The organism is Variovorax sp. W2I14 (assembly GCF_050435205.1).
GTDB classification, from domain to species: Bacteria; Pseudomonadota; Gammaproteobacteria; order Burkholderiales; family Burkholderiaceae_C; genus Variovorax; species Variovorax paradoxus_C.
Map to the genome: position 1 here is coordinate 2,870,533 of NZ_JBNDJX010000001.1, position 23,152 is coordinate 2,893,684.

A 23,152-nucleotide genomic window follows, 5' to 3' on the forward strand; every position below is an offset into this window, starting at 1 on the left:
GCGTTCCTCGCGTTCAGCGTGGCCTTTCTGGTCTTCACGCTGCGCTTTTGCGAACGGCGCATGCCGCGGCTGGAAATCGCGGCGCTGCTGCTGGTCAGCGTGGGCTGGGTCGATCTCTGGACCGCGGGCATGCCGTCGCTGCCGCTGCACCGGGCGGTGTGGGGATTGGTGGGCGGGCTGATGACGATTGCCGTGTGCTGCGCGGCACTGCTCCACGCCCTGCGCGTGCGCCGGGGCGCGGTGCTCGCGCTGGCGCCGTTCATGGCGATGTCCGCCGTGACCGGCACGCACGACCTGCTGGTGTTCACGCAGGTGATCGACAGCAACATCTACTACACGACGATGTCGTCCTATGCGCTGCTGCTGGGCATGGCGCTGATCCAGGCCGGCCGCTTCGTCAAAAGCCTCGAGCGCATCGAGAACTTCAACACCGAGCTGATCGAGGAAGTGAACGCCGCCAAGGCCGAGCTCGCCGCCACGCTCGCGCAGCAGCACGCGCTGGAGCTCGCGCATGCGCGCATCGGCGAGCGCGTCAATCTCGCGAGCGACCTGCATGACGGCCTCGGCGGCATGCTGGTGGGCAGCATCGCGACGCTGGAGCGCACGCCCGAGAACCTCTCGGCGCCCGAACTGCTCGCGATGCTCAAGAGCCTGCTCGACGACCTGCGGCTGATCATCGAAGCCACCGGCCGCCACGATGGCGCACGCGCGTTCGGCGAACTGCTCGCGCCGCTGCGCCACCGCACCTCGCAGCTGCTCGATGCGAACGGCATCGACTGCCGCTGGCAGGTGTCGAACCTCGAAGCGCTCGAACTGCCGCCGTCACAGAGCCTGGACCTGCTTCGCTTCCTGCAGGAGGCGCTGACCAACGTGCTCAAGCACAGCGCGAGCCGTCGCGTGGACGTGGCGGTGATGCGCGAGGGCGCCGAACTGCAGCTCAGCGTGCGCGACGATGGCCGTGGCTTCGTGGTCGATGGGGCCGACAAGGCGGCCGGTTCGGGCTTGCGCAGCCTGCGCACGCGCGCACGCCGCCTCGGGGCCGATCTTCAGTTGCAGTCGCGGCCCGGCGAAACGCAACTGGCGCTGCGGATGCCGCTGCCGGCGCCCGCAGCCTGAGCGACTTGCGGATTACTCCGCCCAGACCACCGTGCCGGTCCACGCCGTCACCAGCACCACGATGCCGAAGGCGATGCGGTACCAGGCGAACGGAATGAAGTTGTGGGTGCTGATGAACTTCAGCAGCCAGCGCACGCACAGCCACGCGCTGATGAACGAGAACACGAGGCCCACCGCGAACAGCGGCACGTCGGCCATCGACAGCAGCGCGCGCTCCTTGTAGACGCTGTACGCGCCGGCGCCGATCAGCGTCGGGATGGCGAGGAAGAAAGAGAAGTCCGTTGCCGCCTGGCGCGACAGGCCCAGCAGCATGCCGCCGATGATGGTCGAGCCGCTGCGGCTCGTGCCCGGAATCATCGCGAAGCACTGCACGAGGCCGACCTTGAGCGCGTCCCATGCCGTGAGGTCGTCGACATGTTCGACACGCACCGAACCGGGCGGCCGCTTCTCGGCCCACAGGATGATGAAGCCGCCGATGATGAAGGTGCTGGCCACCACGGTCGGGATGAACAGGTTGGCCTTGATCACCTTGCCGAACAGGAGGCCCAGCACCACCGCGGGCAGGAAGCCGATGAGGATGTTGAGCGCGAGGCGCCGCGCCTTGGGTTGCCGCGGCAATGCCACGACGGTCGACTTGATCTTCTGCCAGTAGACCAGGATCACGGCGAAGATCGCGCCGGTCTGGATGGCGATCTCGAACACCTTGCCCCGGTTGTCGCCGAAGCCGCCGAGCAGCGAGCCCGCAAGAATCAGATGGCCTGTCGACGAGATCGGCAGGAACTCGGTCAGCCCTTCGACGATGCCCATGATGGCGGCCTTGACCAGCAAAACAATATCCACGCGTACTCCTTCAACAAAGAGCGTCAATTATGGCGAGGGCATCGGTCAGCTCCGGTTCAGGTGAGAGGCGCGCAAGAGTACCGAATACCTAATTTCGGGGATGTTCACCCTGTGGGAGTCGATACATATTGCAACCTGAACATCCATGTGCCCCGAAGGAGTCTTGCCATGCGAACGTCGACTGCCGCGGACGAGCGCGAATCAACTGCCGAAGACCACGGCCGGGACCGGCTGAAGAACCCGGTTGCGATCGAGCGGGAGCAGTGCGAGTCGATGCGCCGCGTGGCTGGCGCAACCGGCGCCTCGGCCCATGAATTGAAGCTCTTGATGCAGCGGCTGGTCGACATCGACCGCTCGGGCAAGAGCGCGGGCATCGTCGCGCAGGGCAACATCGCCGCCGACCGGATGGAAGCCGAGGTCCAGATGCTCGACCTGGGCGACGGCTGCATCGCCGGGCAGCAGGCCGAGGCCTGCCAGCGCATCGACTTCGGCCTTCTCGAAACGCTGAACCCCGCGCACGACAAGAAGTGGTACGCGCGCTGGAAGTTCTGGAGCTTCATCCTCGGCGCGGCTGGCCCGGTGGCCTCGCTCACGCTGCAGGGCCTGGCGCTGCGCCCGAGCGAGCCCGAAGACGCCCATGCCGATCTCGTGGCCAAGGCCCGCAAGGTGCTGGAGAGCTGGCGCCGCACCTCCGACCCGCTCTTCTGGTCGGCCGTCGAAGACTACGTGCGGCAGCAGGCCTTCTCGCTCGAAACGCAGGCCTACCTCATGCACTGCATCGCGGCCGTGTTCAGCGGCGACACGATGAAGCTCTCGAACGAACAGAGCGAAGCACTCACCGGCCTTCTCACCGACACGTACTGCGATGCGCTCGGCACCGCGGCCACGATGCCTTCGTCGGACATCTACCGGCGCCTGGCCGAAGGCCTGGAAGCGACCGACCGCGAGACCGGCGTTCACCGCATGCTGGGACGTAGCGACGCGGCGCAGATCGCGATGACCACGCTGGTCACCGCCATCGGCCACGGCGGCTCACACTGACACTGAGCGCGGCTGCCCGGTTCGCTGGCGCAAGGCGCGCACTGCGCTGTCGACCGTCGTGAGCACCGGCAGGCCGCTGGCCTCTTCGCATGCGGCGCGGGCGCGTGCCATGCTGAACTGCGCGAGCGCGATGCGCGTGCAGCCGCGATCGCGCAGCACCGCAGCCTGCGCGGCGACGAGCGCGTCGTGCCGATGCGTGTCGCCGGCGTTCAGCGCATCGAGTGCGCCGTCGGCCAACGCCAACTCCAGCGCGGCGCCGACTGGAAACTCGGGCGGCATCGAAGCGAGCGTGGGTGCGAACGTAGCGATCAATCCCAGCCGCCCTTCCACCTGCATCGCCTCGGCAATCATGGCCTCGTTGGGCTTGAGCACCGGAATGCCCGCATGCCGCCGCGCCACTGCCTCGATGCAGGGCCCGAAGGCCGAGCAGGTGAAGAGGATGCCTTCGGCACCGGTATCGACCGCGTACTGCGCCAGACGCTGGAAGCGTTCGTGCATCGCCGCATCCAGCCCGCGCCCGTTGTTGCGTGCGAGGTCGGCCGAGAGGCTGTCGTCGAGCAGGTTCATGCGCACCGCCTCGGGCCAGTCGCGCGCGAAGGCTTCGTTGATGGGTGCGACCGAATGCGAGAGCGCGTGGATGAGGGCGATGCGTGTCATGCGAGGAACAGAGAGGTTGGCAGGAATTCGGGCGCTTCCGACAAGCACATCCGTTCGGGCTGAGCTTGTCGAAGCCTTGCGCGGCGCTTCGACAAGCTCAGCGTGAACGGTCTCATCTTCACCGAACGCAGCCTGGCATCAGATGCCCTTGGACGACGGATTGGCGAAGGCCTCCTTCGTCTCGGCATTGAGCGGGTAGTTGATGTTGATGCCCTTCGGCGGAATCGGCGACATGAACCACTTGGCATAGAGCTTTTCCATCTCGCCCGACTTCATCATGCCCGACACCACGCGGTCCACCAGCGCCTTGAAGGCCGCGTCGTCCTTGCGGAACATGAGCGACTGGTTCTCGGTGCGCAGGCTCTCGCCGGTGATGATGAAGTCCTTCGGATTGCGTGCATTCGCGATCTGCCCGGCCAGGAGGATGTCGTCGAGCACGAAGGCCTGCGCGCGGCCGCTTTCCACCAGCAGGAACGAATCGCTGTGGTCCTTGCCAGCGAGGTTGGTCACTTCGAGGCTGCGGCCGCGGTCGGCTTCGCGCAAGAGGCGGAACGACGTGGTGCCGCTGGTGGTCGCGACCGTTTTTCCCTGCAGGTCGGCGATGCTCCTGATGCCCGAACCGGCCTTCACCAGCATGCGCACGTTGTAGCGAAAGATATCGGGCGAAAACGCCACCTGCTTCTGCCGCTCGACCAGGTTGGTGGTGGAGCCGCACTCGATGTCGACGGTGCCGTTCTGCACCAGCGGCATGCGGTTGGCCGAGGTCACGGCCTGGTACTTGATCTCGATGGCCGGCAGCTTCAGCTCCGTCTTCACCGCCTCGACGATGCGGTTGCAGATCTCGATGCTGTAGCCCACCGGCTTCAGGTTGCCGTCCAGGTACGAGAAGCCGAACGACGACTCGCGGTAGCCGAAGGTGATGGCACCGCTCGCCTTGATCTTGGCGAGTGTGTCGTTCTCCTGCGCGTGCGCAGCAGCGAACGGCGACAGGGTGCAGGCCACCGCGAGAGCGGCAGCACCGAAGGAAATCTGCAGACGAAGCTTGGGCATGGAGGTGCTCCTCGGAACGGCGGGTTGAAGAAAAAAAACGAAGACGGAAAAGATCAGCGCACGGCGGCACGCGTGACCGCATCGATGGAGGCCGCGAGCCGTGCGGCGATCTCCTGCAGGTCTTGCCTTGTGGCGATGAATGGTGGTGCGAGCAGCACGTGGTCGCCCTGTCGGCCATCGACGGTGCCGCCGAAGGGGTAGCACAGCAGGCCGCGCGACATCGCGTCCTTCTTGATGAGCGCGTTGACCTTGAGCGACGGATCGAAGGGCGTCTTGCTCGCGCGGTCGGCGACCAGCTCGATGCCCCAGAAGAAACCGCGGCCGCGGATGTCGCCCACGTGCGCGTGGTTACCGAGCGCCTCGGCCAGCATCGCGCCGAAGGCAACGCCGTCTTCGCGCACCTTGGCGACGAGGCCGTCGCGGCGGATCACCTGCTGCACCGCGAGCGCCGCCGCGCAGGCCATCGGGTGGCCGAGGTAGGTGTGGCCGTGCTGGAAGAAGCCGCTGCCCTTGGACATGGCCTCGACGATCTTCCGCTGCGCCAGCACCGCGCCGATCGGCTGGTAGCCGCCGCCCAGGCCTTTGGCGATGGTCATCAGGTCTGGCACCACGCCCTCCTGCTCGCACGCATGCAGCGAGCCGGTGCGGCCCATGCCGCACATCACCTCATCGAGGATCAGCAACACGCCGTACTTGTCGCATACGGCCCGCACCGCCTTGAAGTAGCCCGGCACCGGCGTGAGCACGCCGGCCGTGGCGCCGCCCACCGTCTCTGCGACGAAGGCGATCACGCGGTCGGCGCCCTGCGCGACGATGGCCGCTTCGAGTTCGGCCGCGAGTCGCAGGCCGTATTGCTCGGCACTTTCGCCCTCACGCTGCTCGCGGTACGGATAGCACGGCGACACATGCGTGGCCGGCACGAGGATCGGCGCGAACGGCTCGCGGCGCCAGGCGTTGCCGCCCACCGCAAGCGCGCCCAGTGTGTTGCCGTGGTAGCTCTGGCGACGCGCGATGAAGTGGGTTCGCTGCGGCTGGCCGATCTCGACGAAGTACTGCCGCGCCATCTTGAGTGCCGACTCCACCGCCTCCGAGCCACCGCTCACCAGGTACACATGGCTCATGCCTTCGGGCGCGGAAGTGATGAGCTCATCGGCCAGTTGCTCGGCCACTTCGCTCGTGAAGAAGCTGGTGTGCGCATAGGCGAGCTTGTCGAGCTGCGCGTGCATGGCGGCCAGCACCTCGGGATGCGCATGGCCGAGCGACGACACGGCCGCGCCGCCCGAGGCATCGAGGTATTCGCGCCCTTCGGCGTCGCGGATGAACATGCCCTGCGAACTGGCGGCAACGGGCGGGGTCTGGCGAAGATGGCGATGGAAGACGTGCGTCATGGGGGCGAAAACCTGGAACAGTTTCTGGAACTAACGTTTCCGCCGAATTATTGTTTGGAACATTTGTTCCGTCAACTGTTTCGATGTTCCGCCTCCGGTACATTCGTTCCAACAGCAGCCAGAAGAGAGACACCGCCATGGGCGCCAGAGACCAGATCCGCCAGCGTTTCAACGAACTCAGCCCCGCCCTGCAGCAGGTGGCGCGCTACGTACTCGACCACCCCAACGAAGTCGTCACCGCCTCGATGCGCAACGTGGGCACGCGCGCGCAGAGCACGCCCGCCACGCTGGTGCGATTCGCGCAGAACCTCGGCTACGCGGGCTGGCCGCAACTCAAGGAGGCCTTCGCGGGCGACATGGGCCTGGGCACCGAGACCTACGGCGGGCGCGCCAAGCAACTGGTCGGTCGCTCGCAGGACCGCGGCCTCACCGGCGAAATGTTCGAGGTGCAGCGCCGCAACCTCGAAGCCACGCACCAGCAGAGCGAGCAGGCGCTGCAGAAGGCGTGCGCGCTGATCGAGAAGGCGCCGGCCGTGCATGCGGCGGGCTTTCGCGCGTGCTTTCCGATCGCGTTCTCGTTCGTCTATGTGTATCGATTGTTCCGCGCCAGCGTGCACCTGGTCGATGGCCAAGGCGGATCGCTCGAGATGCAGCAGCGCGCCTTCGCCAAGGGCGATGCGCTGGTGGTGGCGAGCTTCGCGCCCTACTCGCGCGAGGCGCTGCAGGTCGCCGAGGCCGCGAAGGCGGCGGGCTGCCGCATCGTCGCGATCACCGACAGCGTGACCTCGCCGCTCTCGCTATCGGCCGACGAAACGCTGCTCTTCACGATCAACAGCCCGTCGTTCTTTCCGTCTGTCGCGGCCGGCGTGGCGGTGACCGAAGCGCTGGTGGAATTGCTCGCGAGCCGTGCGGGCAAATCGGGCATCAAGCGCATCGACCAGGCCGAGGCGCAGTTGTTCGAATCGGGCGCGTACCTGCTGCCGCCCGTCTCGCGCGGCGGTTAAGCGGCCGGCTTGCCGCCCGCCGCCATGTGGATCGCGGCGCGAATGCGCGGGTAGGTGCCGCATCGGCAGATGTTGCCGCTCATCGCATTCGTCACCTCGTCGTCGCTGGGCTGCGGCACTTTCTTGAGCAGCGCGCAGGCCGACATCAGCTGCCCGCTTTGGCAGTAGCCGCACTGCACGACATCGACCTCGGTCCAGGCACTGCGCAGCGCATCGGCTTCCTTGCCCTGCAGGCCCTCGATGGTGGTGACCTCGCGTGCGCCCACCGATTCGAGCGGCGTGACGCAGGAGCGCACCGCCTCGCCATCGAGATGCACCGTGCAGGCGCCGCACAGCGCCTTGCCGCAGCCGAACTTGGTGCCGACGAGCTGCATCTCGCCGCGCAGCACCCACAAGAGGGGCGTGTCGGGCTCGGCGTTGACGGTCGAGGTCTTGCCGTTGATCCTGATCGTGGTGGTCATGGGGCGTTCCTTTTTTTATTTGTTCACGCGAGCTTGAGCGGCAGGCTGCGCAGTCGCTGGCCAGTCAGCGCGAACAGCGCATTCGCCACCGCCGGCGCAATGGGCGGCGTGCCCGGTTCGCCGACGCCGCCGGGCCGGTCGCTGCCCGCGACGATCTCGGTCTCGATGACCGGGCACTCGCTCATGCGCAGCGGCATGTAGTCGTGGAAATTGCTCTGCTGCACCTGGCCCTTTTCGATCGTGATCTCGCCGTGCAGCGCGGCCGAGAGGCCGTAGACGATGCCGCCCTCCATCTGCTGGCGGATGAGGTTCGGGTTGACCGGCACGCCGCAGTCGATGACGCAGACCACGCGGTGCACGCGGATCTTTTTTTCCGCATCGACCGACACCTCGGCCACTTGCGCGACGATGCTGCCGAACGCGCGATGGATCGCAATGCCGCGCGCACGCTTTGTACCGTCGGGTCCCACGACCAGCGGTTGGCCCCAGCCCGACAACTCGGCCGCGCGCTTGAGCACATGCAGATGGCGCGGGTCTTTCGCGAGCAGCGTGGCGCGGAAGGCGACCGGGTCCTTGCCGGCAGCGGCTGCGCACTCGTCGATGAAGCTCTCGACGAAGAAGCCGTTCTGCGAATGCGCCACCGAGCGCCACACACCGGTGGTCATGGCGGATTCGACCGCCTCGTGCGCCACGCGGGCGTTGGGGAATTCGTAGGCCGTGTTCCATGCACCATCGGTCGAGGTGTCCATGAACGACGGCGCGCCCAGGCTGGAGCCGGCCGTGGTGGTCTGCCACGCGACCAGCGCGCCGTTCGCATCGAGGCCCGCCTTACAGCGCGCCACATAGGCAGGCCGGTAGTAGTCGTGCGCCATGTCTTCCTCGCGCGACCAGATCAGCTGCACCGGCGCGCCGTCGGTCTCGCGCGCGAGCATCGCGGCCTGTGTGACGAAGTCGGTCGAATAGCGGCGGCCGAACCCGCCGCCCAGGAAGGTCACATGCAGGTCGACCTTCTTCGCGTCGATGCCCAGCGCCGAAGCCACCGCGCCGCGCGCGAAGCCCGGCGCCTGCGTGGGCGCCCAGACAGTGGCCACGCCGTCCTTGAATTGCGCCGTGCAGTTCATCGGCTCCATCGTGGCGTGCGCGAGGAAGGGCACGCGGTATTCGACGTCGAGCGTCTTCGCTGCCGACTTCAGCGCAGCGGCCACATCGCCTTCGTCGAGCCGCGCATTGCCTTCGCTCGTGCGCAAGGTCTGCGAGAGGCGCCCGATCATCTCGCCGCTCGACAGGCTGGCCGCGGGGCCGTGGTCCCACTCGATCTCGACCACCTTCAGCGCGCGCATCGCGTGGTACGGCGTGTCGGCGATCACCGCCACGCCGCCCGAGGTGCTGCCGGTGCCGATCAGCGTCACGCCCACCGGCGCCAGCGCCACCACCTTGCGCACGCCGGGCAGCTTCTGCGCGGCGGCGGCGTCGAAGCGAGCGACCTTGCCGCCGATGGTCGGGCACATGGCGATGCTCGCGTACAGCAGGCCGGGCGGCAGCGTGTCCATGCCGAACTTCGCTGTGCCAGCGAGCTTGGCCTTGTTCTCGATACGGCGCGAGGGCTGGCCGATCAGCTTGAAGTCGGCCTGCTTCTTCAGCGCGACGTTGGTGGCCAGCGGCTGCTGCGCGGCACGCACCGCCAGTTCGCCGAAGCTCGCGCTCTTGCCATTCGGATGCAGCACGCGGCCGCCTTCGGTGCGGCATTCGCCGGCCGGCACGCTCCACGCGGCAGCAGCGGCGCCGATCAGCATGGCCCGCGCGGAGGCACCCGCTTCGCGCACGGGCAGCCACTGGTCGGTGATGCTCGACGAGCCGCCGGTGCCCGAGAGCCCTGGGATCGAACGCAGCAGCTTGCCCACTACGTGCTCCGTCGCTCGCTTGACCCTGCCTTCGTCACCGGGCTTGAAAGGCAGCGCATCGAGGATCACGGCCTGGTTGTTGTAGATGGCGTCGGCGCCCGCGCTCTCGATGCGGACCTGATCGAGCGTGGCATCCATCTCCTCGGCCAGCAGCATCGCAAGGCCGGTGTGCGTGCCCTGCCCCATTTCCGACTGCGACATCATCAGCGTGACGGAGTTGTCGCTGCCCACCTTGACCCATCCATTGAGCGCGACCTCGCCCGGCCCCGCGGGCAGCGGCTCGGAACCCACAAGGCGCGATGCAGCCGGCATAGCGGACCAGCCGACCACGAGGGCGCCGACGGCCCCGAGGGTGCCGAGGACGAAGTGGCGGCGCTTGAGTTGGGTCATGGTGGGGTTCTTGTGACCGATGACGTCGGGGTCGTCGGGGGCTATTTCCGGACGGCCGATGATAGAAGGCCGCACCGCTGAGCCCCTGTGCTGCACTGCCGCAAGACGGAACCGCGCCCGGTGGCGGGTGTCCAACCTCTGTCGCGGCGCCTTGTCGCGACAGGAGGTAATGACCATGAAGCAAGTGAAGCATTGGCAAGACCCCGTCAACGCCGTCGCCGGCGCCTGGCTGATCGTCTCGCCCTGGGTCCTGGGCTTTCAGGGCATCTCGCCCGCCATGTGGACCATGGTGGCAACCGGCATCGTGCTGGGCGCCGTGGCCCTCGGCGCGACCTTCGTGCCCAAGCAGTGGGAAGAGTGGACCGAAGTGGCCCTCGCGGTGTGGCTTGCCGCCTCGCCGTGGCTGGTCGGTTTCGCCGCGATGGAAACGGCGATGGTCAACGCGGTGCTCGTGGCCGCGCTGATCCTGGTGCTCGCCCTCTGGGTGCTGGTGACCGACAAGGACTACCTTGGCGGGATGACGGACCGTCCGGCGCACTGAACGAAAACACTGCGCCGTGAAACGAAGCCCGCCGCGTCCGGCTTGACGCCGGCGGCGAGCCGACTGGATGGGCACGATGCCCATCCGCGAAACCGCCCTCGCCGCGTTCTTCTTATTGCGCGCGAGGGACGGCGGGTTGTTGTTGCGCCGTGGCCGCCGTGCCGTCCGGGTTGTTCATCCAGTCGGCCTGCCAGCCACCGCCCATCGCCTGGATGAGCGCGATCGCCGAAGCCTGGCGGTTGACCTGCAGTTGCACCAGCGCGCGCCGCGCGTTGAGTGCGGCCGCTTGCGCCGTCACCACGTCGGTGTAGCTCACCTGCGCCGCGCGATAGCGGTTGAGCAATTGCTGCTCGGTCTTGTCGGCCGCGAGCGTCGCTTCGCGGCGGAAGCCCTCTTGCTGGGCGAGCGTGGCGCCCGTCGTCAACTGGTCCTCCACCGCCTGGAACGCGGTGAGCACCGTCTGGCGATAGCGCGCCACGGCGGCTTCGTGGCCGGCCTTCGCGGCATCGACGCTGGCGCCGATAGCGCCCGCATCGAACACCACCTGCGCCACCGAGAAGCCGAGCGACCACAGCGTGTTGGCCGAGCTGAACAGGTCCTTCACGCGGCTCGCATTGGTGCTGCCGACCGATGCGGTCAGCGGGATGTTCGGGAAGTACGCAGCGCGTGCGATGCCGATCTGCGCATTGGCGGATGCAACCGAGCGCTCCGCCGCCGCGATGTCGGGGCGGCGCTGCAGCAGCGTCGAAGGCACGCCGGTCGGTACGCCAGGCACCGTGGGCGTCCATTTCGCGGCGGGCAAGGTGAAGTCGGCGGGCGCCACGCCCACGAGCATCGCGATGGCATGTTCGAGCGTGGCGCGCGTGCGCGTGAGGCCCACGCGGTCGGCCTTGGCGTTGACCAGTTGCGTCTGCGCCTGCAGCACGTCGGTCTGCGCGGCGATGCCGGCCGCATAGCGGTTGCTCGTGATCTCGAAGGCGCGCTGGTAGCCCGCGATGGTTTCGTCGAGCAGCACGATTTCGGCATCGGCCTCGCGCAGCGAGAAGTAGTTGGTCGCGAGGTCGCCGATGGCCGAGAGCCGCGCCGCCGCGAGGTCGGCTTCGCTCGCCTGTGCATTGGCCTGCGCGCTGCTCACCGCTTCACGCAGGCGCCCCCAGACATCGGGCGTCCAGCTCGCGTTCAGCGAGGCGGAGAAACTGTTCGACGGGCTGGCGGTATCGCTGGTGCTGTTCACATTGCCGCTGCGCCGTCCGCTGCCGCTGAGCGACACCGAGGGGAACAGCGCCGCGCGCTCGCCGCGCACCAGCGCCTGGGCCTGCGTGTAGTTGGCCACGGCGGCGGCGATGTTCTGGTTCGACACCTGCACGCGGCCAGCCAGTTCGTCGAGCGTGGGGTCGGCGAAGAGCTTCCACCATTCGCCGCGATCCAGCGCATCGGCCGGTGCGGCGGGCAGCCAGCCTTCGGCGGTCTTCTGCTCCTTCCATGCGGTGGACGCCACAGAGGTCGGCACCTTGTAGGCCGGACCGACCGCGCAGCCTGCGAGCACGGCGGCGAGGGCCAGCACGCCGAGCCTGAGCACAAACCGTTCGGGCTGAGCCTGTCGAAGCCCTGCGCGGCGCTTCGACAGGCTCAGCGTGAACGGTTGGCTCTTTTCGGGCGTCACAAAAGTTGAAGTAGGTGATGCGTTCATTGGTGTTGTTCTCAAGCGGGCGTGACCCGGCTCAGCTCGTGTTCGTTCTTGCCACGGCGGCGCAGCTTGTCGAGCAGGAGATAGACGACCGGCGTTGTCAGCAAGGTGAGCAACTGGCTCGCGATCAGCCCGCCGATGATGGCCACGCCCAGCGGCCGGCGCAGTTCCGCGCCCTCGCCGAAACCGATGGCCAGCGGCAGTGCGCCGAGCGCGGCGGCCAGCGTCGTCATCAGGATGGGCCGGAAGCGCAGCAGGCATGCCTCGCGCACCGCTTCGAGCGGCGTGAGCCCGCGCGAGCGCTCGGCCTCCAGCGCGAAGTCGATGATCAGGATGGCGTTCTTCTTCACGATGCCGATCAGGAGGAACACGCCGATCAGCGCAATGATCGAGAACTCCATGCGGAACATCAGGAGCGCCAGCACCGCACCCACGCCGGCCGAGGGCAGCGTCGACAGCACCGTGATCGGGTGCACCAGGCTTTCGTACAGGATGCCCAGCACGATGTAGATCACGACCAGCGCGGCCAGGATCAGCATGAACTGCTGGCCCTGCGACTGCTGCGCGCTGGCGGCCGTGCCGGCAAAGGCGCCGCGCACGTTGGTGGGCATCGCGATGTTGGCCTCGGCCTTGGCGATGGCCTCGCGCGCATCGCCGAGGTTCGCGCCCTCGGCGAGATTGAACGAGATCGTGGTCGCGAGTTCGCCGTCGTCGTGGCTCACCGAAGTGGCGACCGATTGCTCCTCGAACTTCGCCACCGCCGACAGCGGCACCAGCGTGGTGGGCGTGTTGCTCAGCACGTTGCCGGTCGAGGCGCCGCGCAGGCCCGCGTTGGCCGACACGGGCACCGTGGTGCTCGCGGCCGTGGCGGTCGATGCGGCCCCGCCGGTGGTCGAGGTGGTGGTGGTCGTCGCCGCGACCTGCGTGGTCACGGTCTGTCCGCCGATCACCGAGGTGCGCGTAGCCGGCACGTACACGTCGCTCAGCGAATTGGGGCTGCGCGTGTAGCGCGGCGCCCACTCCATCACCACGTGGTACTGGTTGAGCTCGGTGTAGATGGTCGCCACCTGCCGCTGGCCGAAGGCGTTATAGAGCGCGTTGTCGATGGCGGTGGAGGTGAGGCCCAGGCGCCGTGCGCTGTCGGGGTCGACCTTGGCCACCGTCTCCACGCCGTTCTGGTCCTGGTCGGTGTCCACGTCGGTGAGCAGCGGCTGCAGCTTCAGCTCGTCCGACAGCTTCGTGGCCCAGGTGCGCAAGTCCGCGAGGTTGTCGCTCTTGAGCGTGTACTGGTAGGTCGAGTTGCTCGAGCGCCCGCCCGAGCGCACGTCCTGCACGGTGCCGAGGAACACGCGCAGGCCCGTCACCTCGTTGAGCTGGGGCCGCAGGCGCGCGATCACGGCCAGGCCGCTCTCGGTGCGCTGGTTCGCCGGCTTGAGGTTGACGAACATGAAGCCGCCGCCCGCGCGCGAGCCGCCGGTGAAGCCGATCACCGTGTCGACCGCCGGGTCCTTGCGGATGATGTCGACCACCTGCCGCAGCTTGGCCGCCAGCGCCTGCGACGAGATGCTCTGGTCGGCGCGCAGGCCCCCGTTGAGCTGGCCGCTGTCCTGCTGCGGAAAGAAGCCCTTGGGCGCGGCGCTGAAGAGATAGACGTTGAGCCCCACCACCGCCACCAGGATCAGCATGACCAGCGCCTTGCTGTCGAGCGCCCAGTCGAGGCTGTATTCGTAGCGCTTGAGCACCCAGTCGTAGCTGCGCGCGGCCATGCGCCCCAGGCGCCCCTGTGGCTTGTTCTTGTCGTGCTCGCCGCCGGGCTTGAGCAGCCACGCGCACATCATCGGCGTGGTGGTGAGCGAGATGACCAGCGAAATCATCACCGCCGCCGACAGCGTGATCGCGAACTCGCGGAACAGCCGCCCCACCTGACCGCCCATGAAAAGCAGCGGAATGAACACCGCCACCAGCGACACGCTGATCGACAGCACGGTGAAGCCCACCTCCTTGGCGCCCAGCAGCGCCGCCTTCATGCGCGACATGCCCGCCTCGATGTGCCGGCTGGTGTTCTCCAGCACCACGATGGCGTCGTCCACCACGAAGCCTGTCGCCACCGTGAGCGCCATCAGGCTCAGGTTGTTGAGGCTGAAGCCCAGCAGGTGCATCACGCCGAAAGTGCCGAGCAATGCGACCACCGTGGCCACGGCCGGCACGATGGTCGCCCGCACGCTGCGAAGGAACAGGCTGACCACCAGCACCACGAGCAGCACCGAAATGACCAGCGTGAGCTCGACCTCGTGCAGCGATCCGCGGATGGAGTTGGTGCTGTCCGAGGCCACCTGCAGCGTCACGTCGGGCGGCAGTTGGGCCTGCAGTTCGGGAAGCAGCGCGCGCACGCTGTTGACGGTCTCGATGATGTTGGCCGAAGGCTGCCGCGTGATGAGGATGACGATGGCCGGCTCGCCGTTGAAGAGGCCGAGCGTGCGCGTGTCTTCCACGCCGTCGATGACCTCGGCCACGTCCTGCAGCCGCACCGCCGCGCCGTTGCGCCAGGCCACGACCATCGAGGCGTAGTCGCTGGCGCGCAGGGCCGGCGTCTGGGTGTAGATCTGGAGCTTGCGGCCATCGCCCTGCACCATGCCCTTGGGGCGGTTGGCGTTGGAGGCCTGGATGGCGGCGCGCACGTCCTCGGTGCTGATGCCGTAGCGGTTGAGCGCGAACGGGAGCAGTTCGATGCGGACGGCGGGGAGCGAGCCGCCGCCGATTTCGACGTCGCCTACGCCATCTACTTGCGAGAGGCGTTGGCTGACGATGTTCGATACGGCGTCGTAGATCTGGCCTGGGGTCTTCGTCTTGGACGTGAGGGCCAGGATGATGACAGGCGAGGCCGCCGGGTTGGCCTTGCGGTAGGTCGGGTTGCTTCTGAGGGTCGCCGGCAGGTCGACTCGGCTGGCGTTGATGGCGGCCTGGACTTCTCTTGCCGCGCCGTCGATGTTGCGGCTCAGGTCGAATTGGAGGGTTACGCGGGACGAGCCTACGGAGCTCGTGGACGTCATTTCGTTGACGCCAGCGATGGTGCCTAAGTGGCGTTCGAGTGGCGTCGCGACACTCGTTGCCATCGTTTCGGGACTTGCGCCTGGAATGGAGGCGCGTACCGAGATGACGGGGTAGTCGACTTGGGGGAGTGGCGAGACTGGGAGGACGAAGAACGCGGCTATACCTGCCAAGGCGATGCCGATGGTCAGCAGGACTGTGCCTATGGGTCTTCTGACGAAGGGGAGCGAGAGGTTCATCGCTTGGTCCCCTGCGGAGGGCAGAGGCCGGGTCTCGCCCCGGCGGGCGACTTACTTTCTTTTGCTTCGCCAAAAGAACGTAAGCAAAGAAAAGGCGACCCCACTGTCTGCGACCCCTGCGCTCCGCTACGGGGCAACCTGCGGTGCTCACGTTTCGCGGGGTCCGCAGAACTCGCTTCGCTCAAACAGCTGCGGCCCTGATCCGCGAAACGCTCCGCTCCTCGGCGCAGCCAGAGGGGGGTGGATACCGAACGAGCCATCGCTTCGCTCGGCTTGCAATCGGGCCTTTGCTTCGCTCGGCTCGGGCTCCCTCTTCCCTTGTGGAGAGGGCTGGGGTGAGGGCCGGCAGCGCAGAAATACCGCGTCGCCCGCATGAATGCCGCCGCCCTCACCCCCGCCCTCTCCCCAAGGGGAGAGGGAGCAAGTCCGGCCGCCGAACGAAACAGCGACCCCACCAAAACGGAACCGACCGAAACGAGGCCGAGCGAAGCAAAGGCCCGAGAGCTGGCCGAGCGCAGCGATGGCCCGCTGGTCCCCCAAGCCCTTCTGGCTGCGCCGAGGAGCGCAGCGGTTCGCGGATCAGGGCTCGCAGCTGTTTGAGCGAAGCGAGTTCTGCGAGACCCCGCGAACCGCGAGCACCGCAGGTTGCCCGAAGCGAAGCGTAGGGACGCAGACAGCAGGGTCGCCTTTTCTTTGCTTACGTTCTTTTGGCGAAGCAAAAGAAAGTAAGTCGCCTGCCGGGGCGAGACCCGGCCTCGGAAAGCAAACAAAGAACAGGAAGCAAAACCGATCAAGCCGCTTCCTCCTCAACCGCAGCCCGACGCGAACTACCCCCTCCAAGCCGATCAAACGCCAGATAGATGACAGGCGTAGTGAACAGAGTCAGCAGTTGGCTAACGATCAACCCACCAAAGATCGCAAGCCCGAGCGGCCGCCGCAACTCAGCACCTTCGCCAAAACTAAGCATCAGGGGAACAGCAGCAAACAAGGCAGCCAGCGTCGTCATCAAGATAGGACGAAACCGCAGCAGTGCTGCCTGATGAATCGCCTCCCGAGCCGACTTCCCTTCAGTCCTCTCCGCATCAATAGCAAAGTCAATCATCATGATCGCGTTCTTCTTCACGATGCCGATCAGCAGAATGATCCCGATGATCCCGATCACCCCCAGGTCATTGCCCGTCAGCATCAGGGCAAGCAGCGCCCCCACCCCCGCAGAAGGCAGCGTCGACAAGATCGTCAGCGGATGCACATAGCTCTCGTACAACACCCCGAGCACGATGTACACGCAAACGATCGCCGCAAGAATCAGCCACAGCTGGTTCGACAACGACCGCTCATAAGCCCCCGAGGCTCCGAGGAAAGTCATCGTCACGCTCCCCGGCATCCCGATCTCCTTGGCCGCCGCGCGAATCGCATCGACCGACTGGCCCAGCGACACGCCAGGCGCGGTGTCGAAGTTCAAGGTGCTCGCCGGATACTGCGCCACGTGCGTGATCTGCAACGGCGCCGGCTGCTCGGAGATGTCGGCGATTGCAGCGAGCGGCGTGGCCGTGCCCGATCCGGCGATCAGGTTCAGCTGCCCCAGCGTCTGCGGCGTGTTCACCATGCCGGGCCGCGCTTCGAGAATCACGCGGTACTGGTTCGTCTCGGTAAAAATGGTCGAGACGATGCGCTGCCCGAAGGCGCTGTAGAGCGCATCGTCCACCGTGCTCGCGGTGATCGACAGCCGCGCCGCGGTGTCGCGGTTCACGTTCACGAACGCGGCCAGGCCCTGCGCGCCGGCATCGCTGCTCACGTTGCGCACCTTGTCCGACTCCTGCAGCTTGGCCACCAGCTTTTGCATCCACTCGGTGATGAGCGCGCTGTTCACGCCTTCGAGCGACACGCGGTATTCGGTCGGGCCGGTCTCGGCGTCGATGGTCAGGTCCTGCGTGGGCTGCAGGTACAGCGTGACGCCGGCCACCTGCCGCACGCGCTCGCGCAACCGGTCCATCACCTCCTGCTGGCTGTCGTGGCTGCCCTTCAGGTTGATGAGCATGCTGCCGGTGTGCAGCATGGTGTTGTTGGCGGCATCGACGCCGACGAACGAGCTCAGGTTCTCCACATCCGGGTCTTCGAGAACCGCGCGTGCCGCCTGCAGTTGCAGCTGCGCCATGCGATCGAACGACACGTCCTGCGCGGCCTGGATGCGCGCCTGCAGCTGGCCGGTGTCCTGCGTGGGGAACAGGCCCTTGGGGATCGTGAGGTACAGCACCACCGTGAGCACCATGGTGAGCAGCGCGACCAGGAGCGTGAGCGGCTGGTGGTCGATCACCCAGTGCAGCGAGCGGTCGTAGCGCACCATCACGCCGTCGAAGAAACGCTGCGCGCGCGCGCCGAAACCGGTGCCCGACGGGCTCTTCTTTTCCTCGTGCTTGAGCCAGCGCGCCGACATCATCGGCACCAGCGTGAGCGAGACCACCGCCGAGATCAGGATGGTGATCGCCAGCGTCACCGCGAACTCGCGGAACAGCCGCCCGACCACGTCGCCCATGAAGAGCAGCGGAATCAGCACCGCGATGAGCGACACCGTCAAAGAGATGATGGTGAAGCCGATCTGCGTCGCGCCCTTGAACGCGGCCTGCAAGGGCTTTTCGCCCTCCTCGATGTAGCGGGCGATGTTCTCGATCATCACGATTGCGTCGTCCACCACGAAGCCGGTGGCGATGGTCAGCGCCATCAGGCTCAGGTTGTTGAGGCTGTAGCCCAGGAGGTACATCAAGCCCAGCGTGCCGATGAGCGAGATCGGCACCGCGATGCTCGCGATGACCGTGGCGCGCAGGCTGCCGAGGAACGCGAAGATCACCAGCACCACCAGCACCACGGCCAGCACCAGTTCCATTTCCACGTGCTGCACCGAGGCGCGGATGCCGGCGGTGCGGTCGCTCAGCACCTCGATTTTCAGCCCCGCCGGAAAGCCGGCCTGCAGCTCGGGCAGCTGCTTCTTGATGGCGTTGACGGTGGCGATCACGTTCGCGCCGGGCTGGCGCTGCACGTTCAGGATGATGGCGGGCGTGAGCTTGGGTTCGGCGCTTTCGCCGTTCTCGGCGGTCTTGGTTCCGGCCCACGCGCCGAGCTGCGTGTTCTCTGCGCTGTTGACCACCTGCGCCACATCGACCATGCGGATCGGTGCGCCGTTCTTGTAGCTGACGATGAGGTTCTTGTAGTCCTCGACCGTGAGCAGCTGGTCGTTCGAGTTGATGGTGTAGGCGCGCTTGGGGCCGTCGAAGCTGCCCTTGGCGCCATTCGAATTGGCCGCGCTGATGGCGGTGCGCAGCGTATCGAGCCCGATGCCGTTGGCCGCGAGCGCCTGCGTGTTGGCCTGGATGCGCACGGCCGGGCGCTGCCCGCCGCTGAGCGACACCAGCCCCACGCCCGAGACCTGGCTGATCTTCTGCGCGAGCCGGGTGTTCACGAGGTTCTGCACCTCGGTAAGCGGCAGCGTGTCGGAGGTGATGGCCAGCGTGAGCACCGGCGCATCGGCCGGGTTGACCTTGGCGTACACCGGCGGTGCAGGCAGGTCGGCCGGCAGCAGCGAACCGCCGGCGTTGATGGCGGCCTGCACTTCCTGCTCGGCCACATCGAGCGTCTGGCCGAGCGAGAACTGCAGCGTGATGATCGACACGCCCGCCGCGCTGGTCGAACTCATGCGGTCCAGGCCCGACATCTGGCCGAACTGGCGCTCCAGCGGCGCGGTGACGGTGTTGCTCATCACCTCGGGGCTGGCCCCGGGGTAGAGCGTCTGCACCTGGATGGTCGGGTAGTCGACCTGCGGCAGCGCCGACAGCGGCAGGAAGCGGAACCCGACCATGCCCGCCAGCACGATCGCGACCATCAGCAGCGAGGTCGCCACCGGTCGCAGGATGAAGGGGCGTGAGGGACTCATGCTCTTGCTCCTTCCCCTTCCGGGGGAAGGCGGGGATGGGGGCAAGCGGCGCCAACCACGCCATGGCTGTTCAACGGCCGCCGTGCCCCCACCCTGACCCTCCCCCAGCGGGGGAGGGAAAAGTCCGCCCACGCGCTCATTCCGTTTTTCCCTGACGTTCCGACATCCGCTGCCAGCGCTCCAGCGCCGCCGGATCGCCCTTGTCGAGCGCTTCGAGGAAACGCTTGCGGCGCTCGAGCTGTTCGGGGTTGTCCCTGGCCGAATCGAGCATGCGCTGGCGCTGCTCGGCGGTGGGGAGCTTGGCTGCGGCTGCAGGCGCCGGCGCTGCCGCGGCGGCCGGTGGCGTTGCGGCTGCACCGGCGGCAGGTGCTGCGGCAGCTCCGGGTTCCGGCGCGGTGGCTGCGGCAGGCGCCTGGCCTCCCGCTTTCGCGCCCGCACCGTTGCCGCCACCTTGGCGGCGCCGGTGGGTTCCCGCCGCGGCCCCCGAAGCCGGCGTGGCCGGCCGATCGGCCTGGGTCTGCACGCGCGCGCCGTCCTTCAATCGGTCGCCGCCTTCGGTCACGACCTGCTCGCCGGCCTTCAGGCCCGACATGACGGCCACGTTGTCCACGCTCGATTCGCCGCGCGTCACGGGGCGCTGCGACACCGTGTTGTCTTCGTTGATCACGTACACGTAGTCGCCGTTGGGGCCGTGGCGCAGCGCCGTCACCGGCACCACCACCGCACTGCTCACGGTGCGCAGCAGCAGCCGCAGGTTGACGAACTGGTTCGGGAACAGCGCGCCGTCGGCGTTCGAGAAGCGCGCCTTCGACTTGACGGTGCCGGTCTGCGTGTCGACCAGGTTGTCGAGCGTCGAGAACATGCCCTTCGCAAGCTGGCGCGTGCGGGTGCGGTCGAAGGCCGTTGCCTCGAGCTGCGCGCCCTGCGCAAGACGCTCCTGCACTTCGGGCACGCGGTCTTGCGGCACCGAGAACTCGACGTCGATGGGCGCGATCTGCGTGATGACCGCCACGCCGCCGGTGGTGCCGGTCGAGATGTAGTTGCCCGCGTCCACCGGCCGGAGGCCGATGCGTCCGCTCACCGGCGCGGTGATGCGGCTCCAGGTGAGGTTGAGCTTTGCGGTGCCTTCATTGGCGCGGTCGATGGCAACCGTGCCTTCGAGCTGCTTGACCAATGCGGCTTGTGTGTCGACATCCTGCCGGGCGATGGAGTCCTGGGTCAGCAGCGTCTGGTAGCGCTGCAAGGTGACGCGCGCGGCGGCCAACTGGGCCTCGTCGCGCTGGCGTGCACCCGAGGCCTGCGCCAGCGCGTTCTGGAACGGCGCCGGATCGATGGTGGCGAGCACGTCGCCCTTCTTGACCATCTGCCCTTCCTTGAAGAGCACCTCGGTGAGCACGCCCGAGACCTGCGGCTGCACGGTGACGTTGGCCAGCGGAGTGACCGTGCCCAGCGCCTCGAGCTGCACCGGAATGTCGGCCTGCCGCGCGGTGGCGACGCCGACCGTGTTGGCGGACGCACCGCCGCCGCCCCGTCCGCCCGGCCCGCCGCCGGGACGCCCCGCACCTGGACCACCGGGACCGCCCGGTCCCGCCGCGGGAGCTTTCGAACGCTGTATCAGGTACCAGGCACCGCCTCCCAGGGCCACCAGCAGCGCCAGGGTCAGCAACCACCCCAGCCAGCGCCGCCTCTGTGCCGGAGGATGTGTCGGCGACACGATGGGCGGCAGGGGCTCGGGGGGAGTTTTGGGGTCCATGGGGATGCGTGGGGAGGTGCAGGGTTGCGGCCTAGAGTACAGCGCCGAATGGTAGTACCGCTGTTTGCTGCGCCGTAAAGCGACGGTAAAGCTGATGGGCCGCCCGATCGATCGATACCGGGCACCTGCGGTTCGCGCCGGCCGGATGCACCTCGCGCCGCGTTCCCGCATTTCGTCGCATCGCTGTGGCCGGGGAGAAGCAGCGCCGGCACAGTCCGCCCATCGATTCCCCGTTCACAACACCCATACCTTTCACCGGAGAACCACCATGCTGCTGCAGATCCTTCTTCACACACCCAAGTGGGTGTTCGCCGTCTTCGTGCTGCTCGTCTGGCTCGGCGCCAAGCAATTGCTGTCGAACAGCGTGAGCCTCAGCCGGGTCACGCTGATGCCCATCCTCATGGGCGGCCTGTCGGTCTTCGGCGTGATCTCGGCCTTTGGCGATTCGCTGGGTGCCTTGCTCGGCTGGGCGGCGGCAGCGGCGGTGCTGATCGCGCTGGTGCTGCAGCGCCCGCTGCCCGCCACCACCCGCTACGACGCGGCGAACCGCCAGTTCCACCTGGCCGGCAGCGCCGTGCCGCTCGCGCTGATGATGGGCATCTTCTGCACCAAGTACGTGGTGGGCGTGGCGCTCGCCATGCACCCCGAGCTGCGCCATCAGGCGGTCTTCGCCCTGGCGATCCCCACGCTGTACGGCGCCTTCAGCGGCATCTTCGCGGCCCGCGCGGTGCGCCTGTGGAAGCTGGCGATCAGCACCGATGCTGTCGCCACCGGCGTCCGTGCGGCCTAAGATCCGAGCCCCAGCCCCGAGCGCCCCGCCCAGCCAGGAACCGCCATGACAGTGCTCTTTCTGCTCCTCAAGATCTCCGTCACGGTGGTGCTGGTCGCCTCGGTCCTCGAGGCGCTGGTGCTCTCCTGGCGCAACGGCTGGGCCAGCTACGACTGGAAGGCGGCCGGCGTCTCGGTGTTCGACTTCCTGGTGCGCGAATACCCGCTGCGCTGGCTGCTGCCGGTGGCCTTCTGGACCGGCGCGATGGACTGGTTCTGGAACCACCGGCTCTTCACCCTGCCGATGGACCACTGGAGCGGCTGGGTCGCCTGCTTCATCGGCCAGGAGTTCTGCTACTACTGGTACCACCGCGCGGCCCACCGGGTGCGCTGGTTCTGGTGCACCCACGCCATCCACCATTCGCCGAACCAGCTCAACCTGTCGGCCGCCTACCGCTTCGGCTGGACCGGCAAGCTCACCGGCACGCTGCTGTTCTTCATGCTGGCGCCGCTGCTGGGCATGCCGCCGAAGGTGATCCTGCTGATGCTCACGCTCAACCTGCTCTACCAGTTCTGGATTCATGCGACGTGGATTCCGCGCCTCGGGCCGCTCGAATGGGTGCTCAACACGCCCTCGGCCCACCGCGTGCACCACGCCTCGAACCTCGAATACCTGGACGGCAACTACGGCGGCGTGCTCATCGTGTTCGACCGGCTCTTCGGCACCTACATCCCCGAGCGCGCCGACCTGCCCTGCCGCTACGGGCTGGTGAACCCGATCACCTCGAACAACATCCTGGAGATCGAGTTCACCCACTGGCGCGGGCTCTTGCGCGACCTGCGTTCGGCGCGCTCGGTGCGTGCGTTCGTGGGATACCTCGTCAAGCCGCCGGGCTGGCGTCCGGATGGGCCCGGCGACACCACCGAGGAACTGCGGCAGCGCGCCGCCCTCCGGCCCGCAACGCCGCCTTCCGCACCCGATTTCATTCCCCTTTCGATCAAGGAGTTGTCATGAATACCACCACCTCCAATACCTCGCGTCCCGACCTCGAAAAGCTCGCCCGCCGCCGCGCCGGCGCCAAGATGGGCTGGTACATCCACGCCTTCGTCTATGTGCTGGTCAACATCGGGCTGGTGGGGCTCTCGGCCGCCAAGGGGCACACCTGGGCGATGTACCCGCTGATGGGCTGGGGCCTCGGCCTTCTCATCCACGGCGCGGTGATCTGGTTCCTTGCGCCCGGCGGCGGTTTCTACGACCGGCTCGTGGCACGCGAGCGCCGCGCACTGGGCGCCGGGGAGCGCGGGTGACGCCTGAAGCGCTGCCCCGGTTTCGCGCGGAGAAC

17 protein-coding genes are annotated in these 23,152 nt (G+C 67.4%); 7 read left to right on the forward strand and 10 right to left on the reverse strand.

From position 1 onward, the window contains the following. The first annotated feature begins 18 nt into the window (after positions 1-18). Entirely contained in the window at positions 19-1,116 is a 1,098-nt protein-coding gene (locus QF040_RS13400) for a sensor histidine kinase (protein ID WP_429611434.1), read from the forward strand. Positions 1,117-1,128: 12 nt separating this feature from the next. Here the strand turns inward: QF040_RS13400 and QF040_RS13405 are convergent, their stop codons facing one another. Continuing rightward, positions 1,129-1,956 (reverse strand): undecaprenyl-diphosphate phosphatase, encoded by an 828-nt coding sequence (locus tag QF040_RS13405; RefSeq protein ID WP_429611435.1) that lies wholly within the window; start codon positions 1,954-1,956, stop codon positions 1,129-1,131. A 168-nt stretch (positions 1,957-2,124) separates the two neighbouring features. Between QF040_RS13405 and QF040_RS13410 the strand changes: the two genes are divergently transcribed. Beyond that, complete coding sequence (locus tag QF040_RS13410) at positions 2,125-2,997, forward strand: hypothetical protein (RefSeq protein WP_429611436.1); 873 nt, start codon at positions 2,125-2,127, stop codon at positions 2,995-2,997. Here QF040_RS13410 and QF040_RS13415 read toward each other — a convergent pair. From QF040_RS13415 to QF040_RS13425, 3 genes are all read right to left on the reverse strand, one after another. After that, positions 2,989-3,654 (reverse strand): aspartate/glutamate racemase family protein, encoded by a 666-nt coding sequence (locus QF040_RS13415; RefSeq protein WP_429611437.1) that lies wholly within the window; start codon positions 3,652-3,654, stop codon positions 2,989-2,991. The genes QF040_RS13410 and QF040_RS13415 overlap by 9 nt on opposite strands. 138 nt (positions 3,655-3,792) lie before the next feature. After that, positions 3,793-4,704 (reverse strand): transporter substrate-binding domain-containing protein, encoded by a 912-nt coding sequence (locus tag QF040_RS13420; RefSeq protein WP_429611438.1) that lies wholly within the window; start codon positions 4,702-4,704, stop codon positions 3,793-3,795. A gap of 53 nt (positions 4,705-4,757) precedes the next feature. Further along, a complete protein-coding gene (locus tag QF040_RS13425; RefSeq protein ID WP_429611439.1) occupies positions 4,758-6,092 on the reverse strand; it encodes an aspartate aminotransferase family protein in 1,335 nt (444 codons plus the stop codon). A gap of 137 nt (positions 6,093-6,229) precedes the next feature. Here QF040_RS13425 and QF040_RS13430 point away from each other — a divergent pair, with 137 nt between their 5' ends. Continuing rightward, entirely contained in the window at positions 6,230-7,096 is an 867-nt protein-coding gene (locus QF040_RS13430; protein ID WP_429611440.1) for a MurR/RpiR family transcriptional regulator, read from the forward strand. Here QF040_RS13430 and QF040_RS13435 read toward each other — a convergent pair. Together QF040_RS13435 and QF040_RS13440 are read right to left on the reverse strand one after the other, a co-directional pair. Further along, the gene (locus tag QF040_RS13435; RefSeq protein ID WP_429611441.1) at positions 7,093-7,557 is read right to left on the reverse strand and encodes a (2Fe-2S)-binding protein; all 465 of its coding nucleotides are present in this window, start codon (positions 7,555-7,557) and stop codon (positions 7,093-7,095) included. The two genes, QF040_RS13430 and QF040_RS13435, sit on opposite strands and share 4 nt — an antisense overlap. 23 nt (positions 7,558-7,580) lie before the next feature. Further along, entirely contained in the window at positions 7,581-9,848 is a 2,268-nt protein-coding gene (locus tag QF040_RS13440; RefSeq protein ID WP_429611442.1) for a molybdopterin cofactor-binding domain-containing protein, read from the reverse strand. Positions 9,849-10,023: 175 nt separating this feature from the next. On the opposite strand from QF040_RS13440, the gene QF040_RS13445 reads away from it, so the two are divergent. Beyond that, a complete protein-coding gene (locus tag QF040_RS13445; RefSeq protein WP_280807541.1) occupies positions 10,024-10,389 on the forward strand; it encodes an SPW repeat protein in 366 nt (121 codons plus the stop codon). A gap of 112 nt (positions 10,390-10,501) precedes the next feature. On the opposite strand, the gene QF040_RS13450 is transcribed toward QF040_RS13445, so the two are convergent. From QF040_RS13450 to QF040_RS13465, 4 genes are all read right to left on the reverse strand, one after another. Beyond that, the gene (locus tag QF040_RS13450; protein WP_429611443.1) at positions 10,502-12,079 is read right to left on the reverse strand and encodes an efflux transporter outer membrane subunit; all 1,578 of its coding nucleotides are present in this window, start codon (positions 12,077-12,079) and stop codon (positions 10,502-10,504) included. Positions 12,080-12,090: 11 nt separating this feature from the next. Continuing rightward, positions 12,091-15,363: an efflux RND transporter permease subunit gene (locus QF040_RS13455; RefSeq protein ID WP_429611444.1), complete on the reverse strand. Its 3,273-nt coding sequence runs from the start codon at positions 15,361-15,363 to the stop codon at positions 12,091-12,093. A gap of 790 nt (positions 15,364-16,153) precedes the next feature. After that, positions 16,154-19,288, reverse strand: coding sequence for an efflux RND transporter permease subunit (locus tag QF040_RS13460; protein ID WP_429611445.1), 3,135 nt, complete (start codon positions 19,286-19,288; stop codon positions 16,154-16,156). Positions 19,289-19,424: 136 nt separating this feature from the next. After that, complete coding sequence (locus QF040_RS13465; protein ID WP_429611446.1) at positions 19,425-21,041, reverse strand: efflux RND transporter periplasmic adaptor subunit; 1,617 nt, start codon at positions 21,039-21,041, stop codon at positions 19,425-19,427. Between the two features lie 268 nt (positions 21,042-21,309). Here QF040_RS13465 and QF040_RS13470 point away from each other — a divergent pair, with 268 nt between their 5' ends. The 3 genes from QF040_RS13470 to QF040_RS13480 are packed head-to-tail and all read left to right on the forward strand — an operon-like array spanning position 21,310 to position 23,117. Continuing rightward, complete coding sequence (locus QF040_RS13470; protein WP_307611971.1) at positions 21,310-21,831, forward strand: DUF6622 family protein; 522 nt, start codon at positions 21,310-21,312, stop codon at positions 21,829-21,831. A gap of 45 nt (positions 21,832-21,876) precedes the next feature. Further along, complete coding sequence (locus tag QF040_RS13475; RefSeq protein ID WP_429611447.1) at positions 21,877-22,824, forward strand: sterol desaturase family protein; 948 nt, start codon at positions 21,877-21,879, stop codon at positions 22,822-22,824. After that, the gene (locus QF040_RS13480) at positions 22,821-23,117 is read left to right on the forward strand and encodes a 2TM domain-containing protein (protein ID WP_307646663.1); all 297 of its coding nucleotides are present in this window, start codon (positions 22,821-22,823) and stop codon (positions 23,115-23,117) included. Before QF040_RS13475 ends, QF040_RS13480 begins: the two co-directional genes overlap by 4 nt. Positions 23,118-23,152 lie beyond the last annotated feature (35 nt).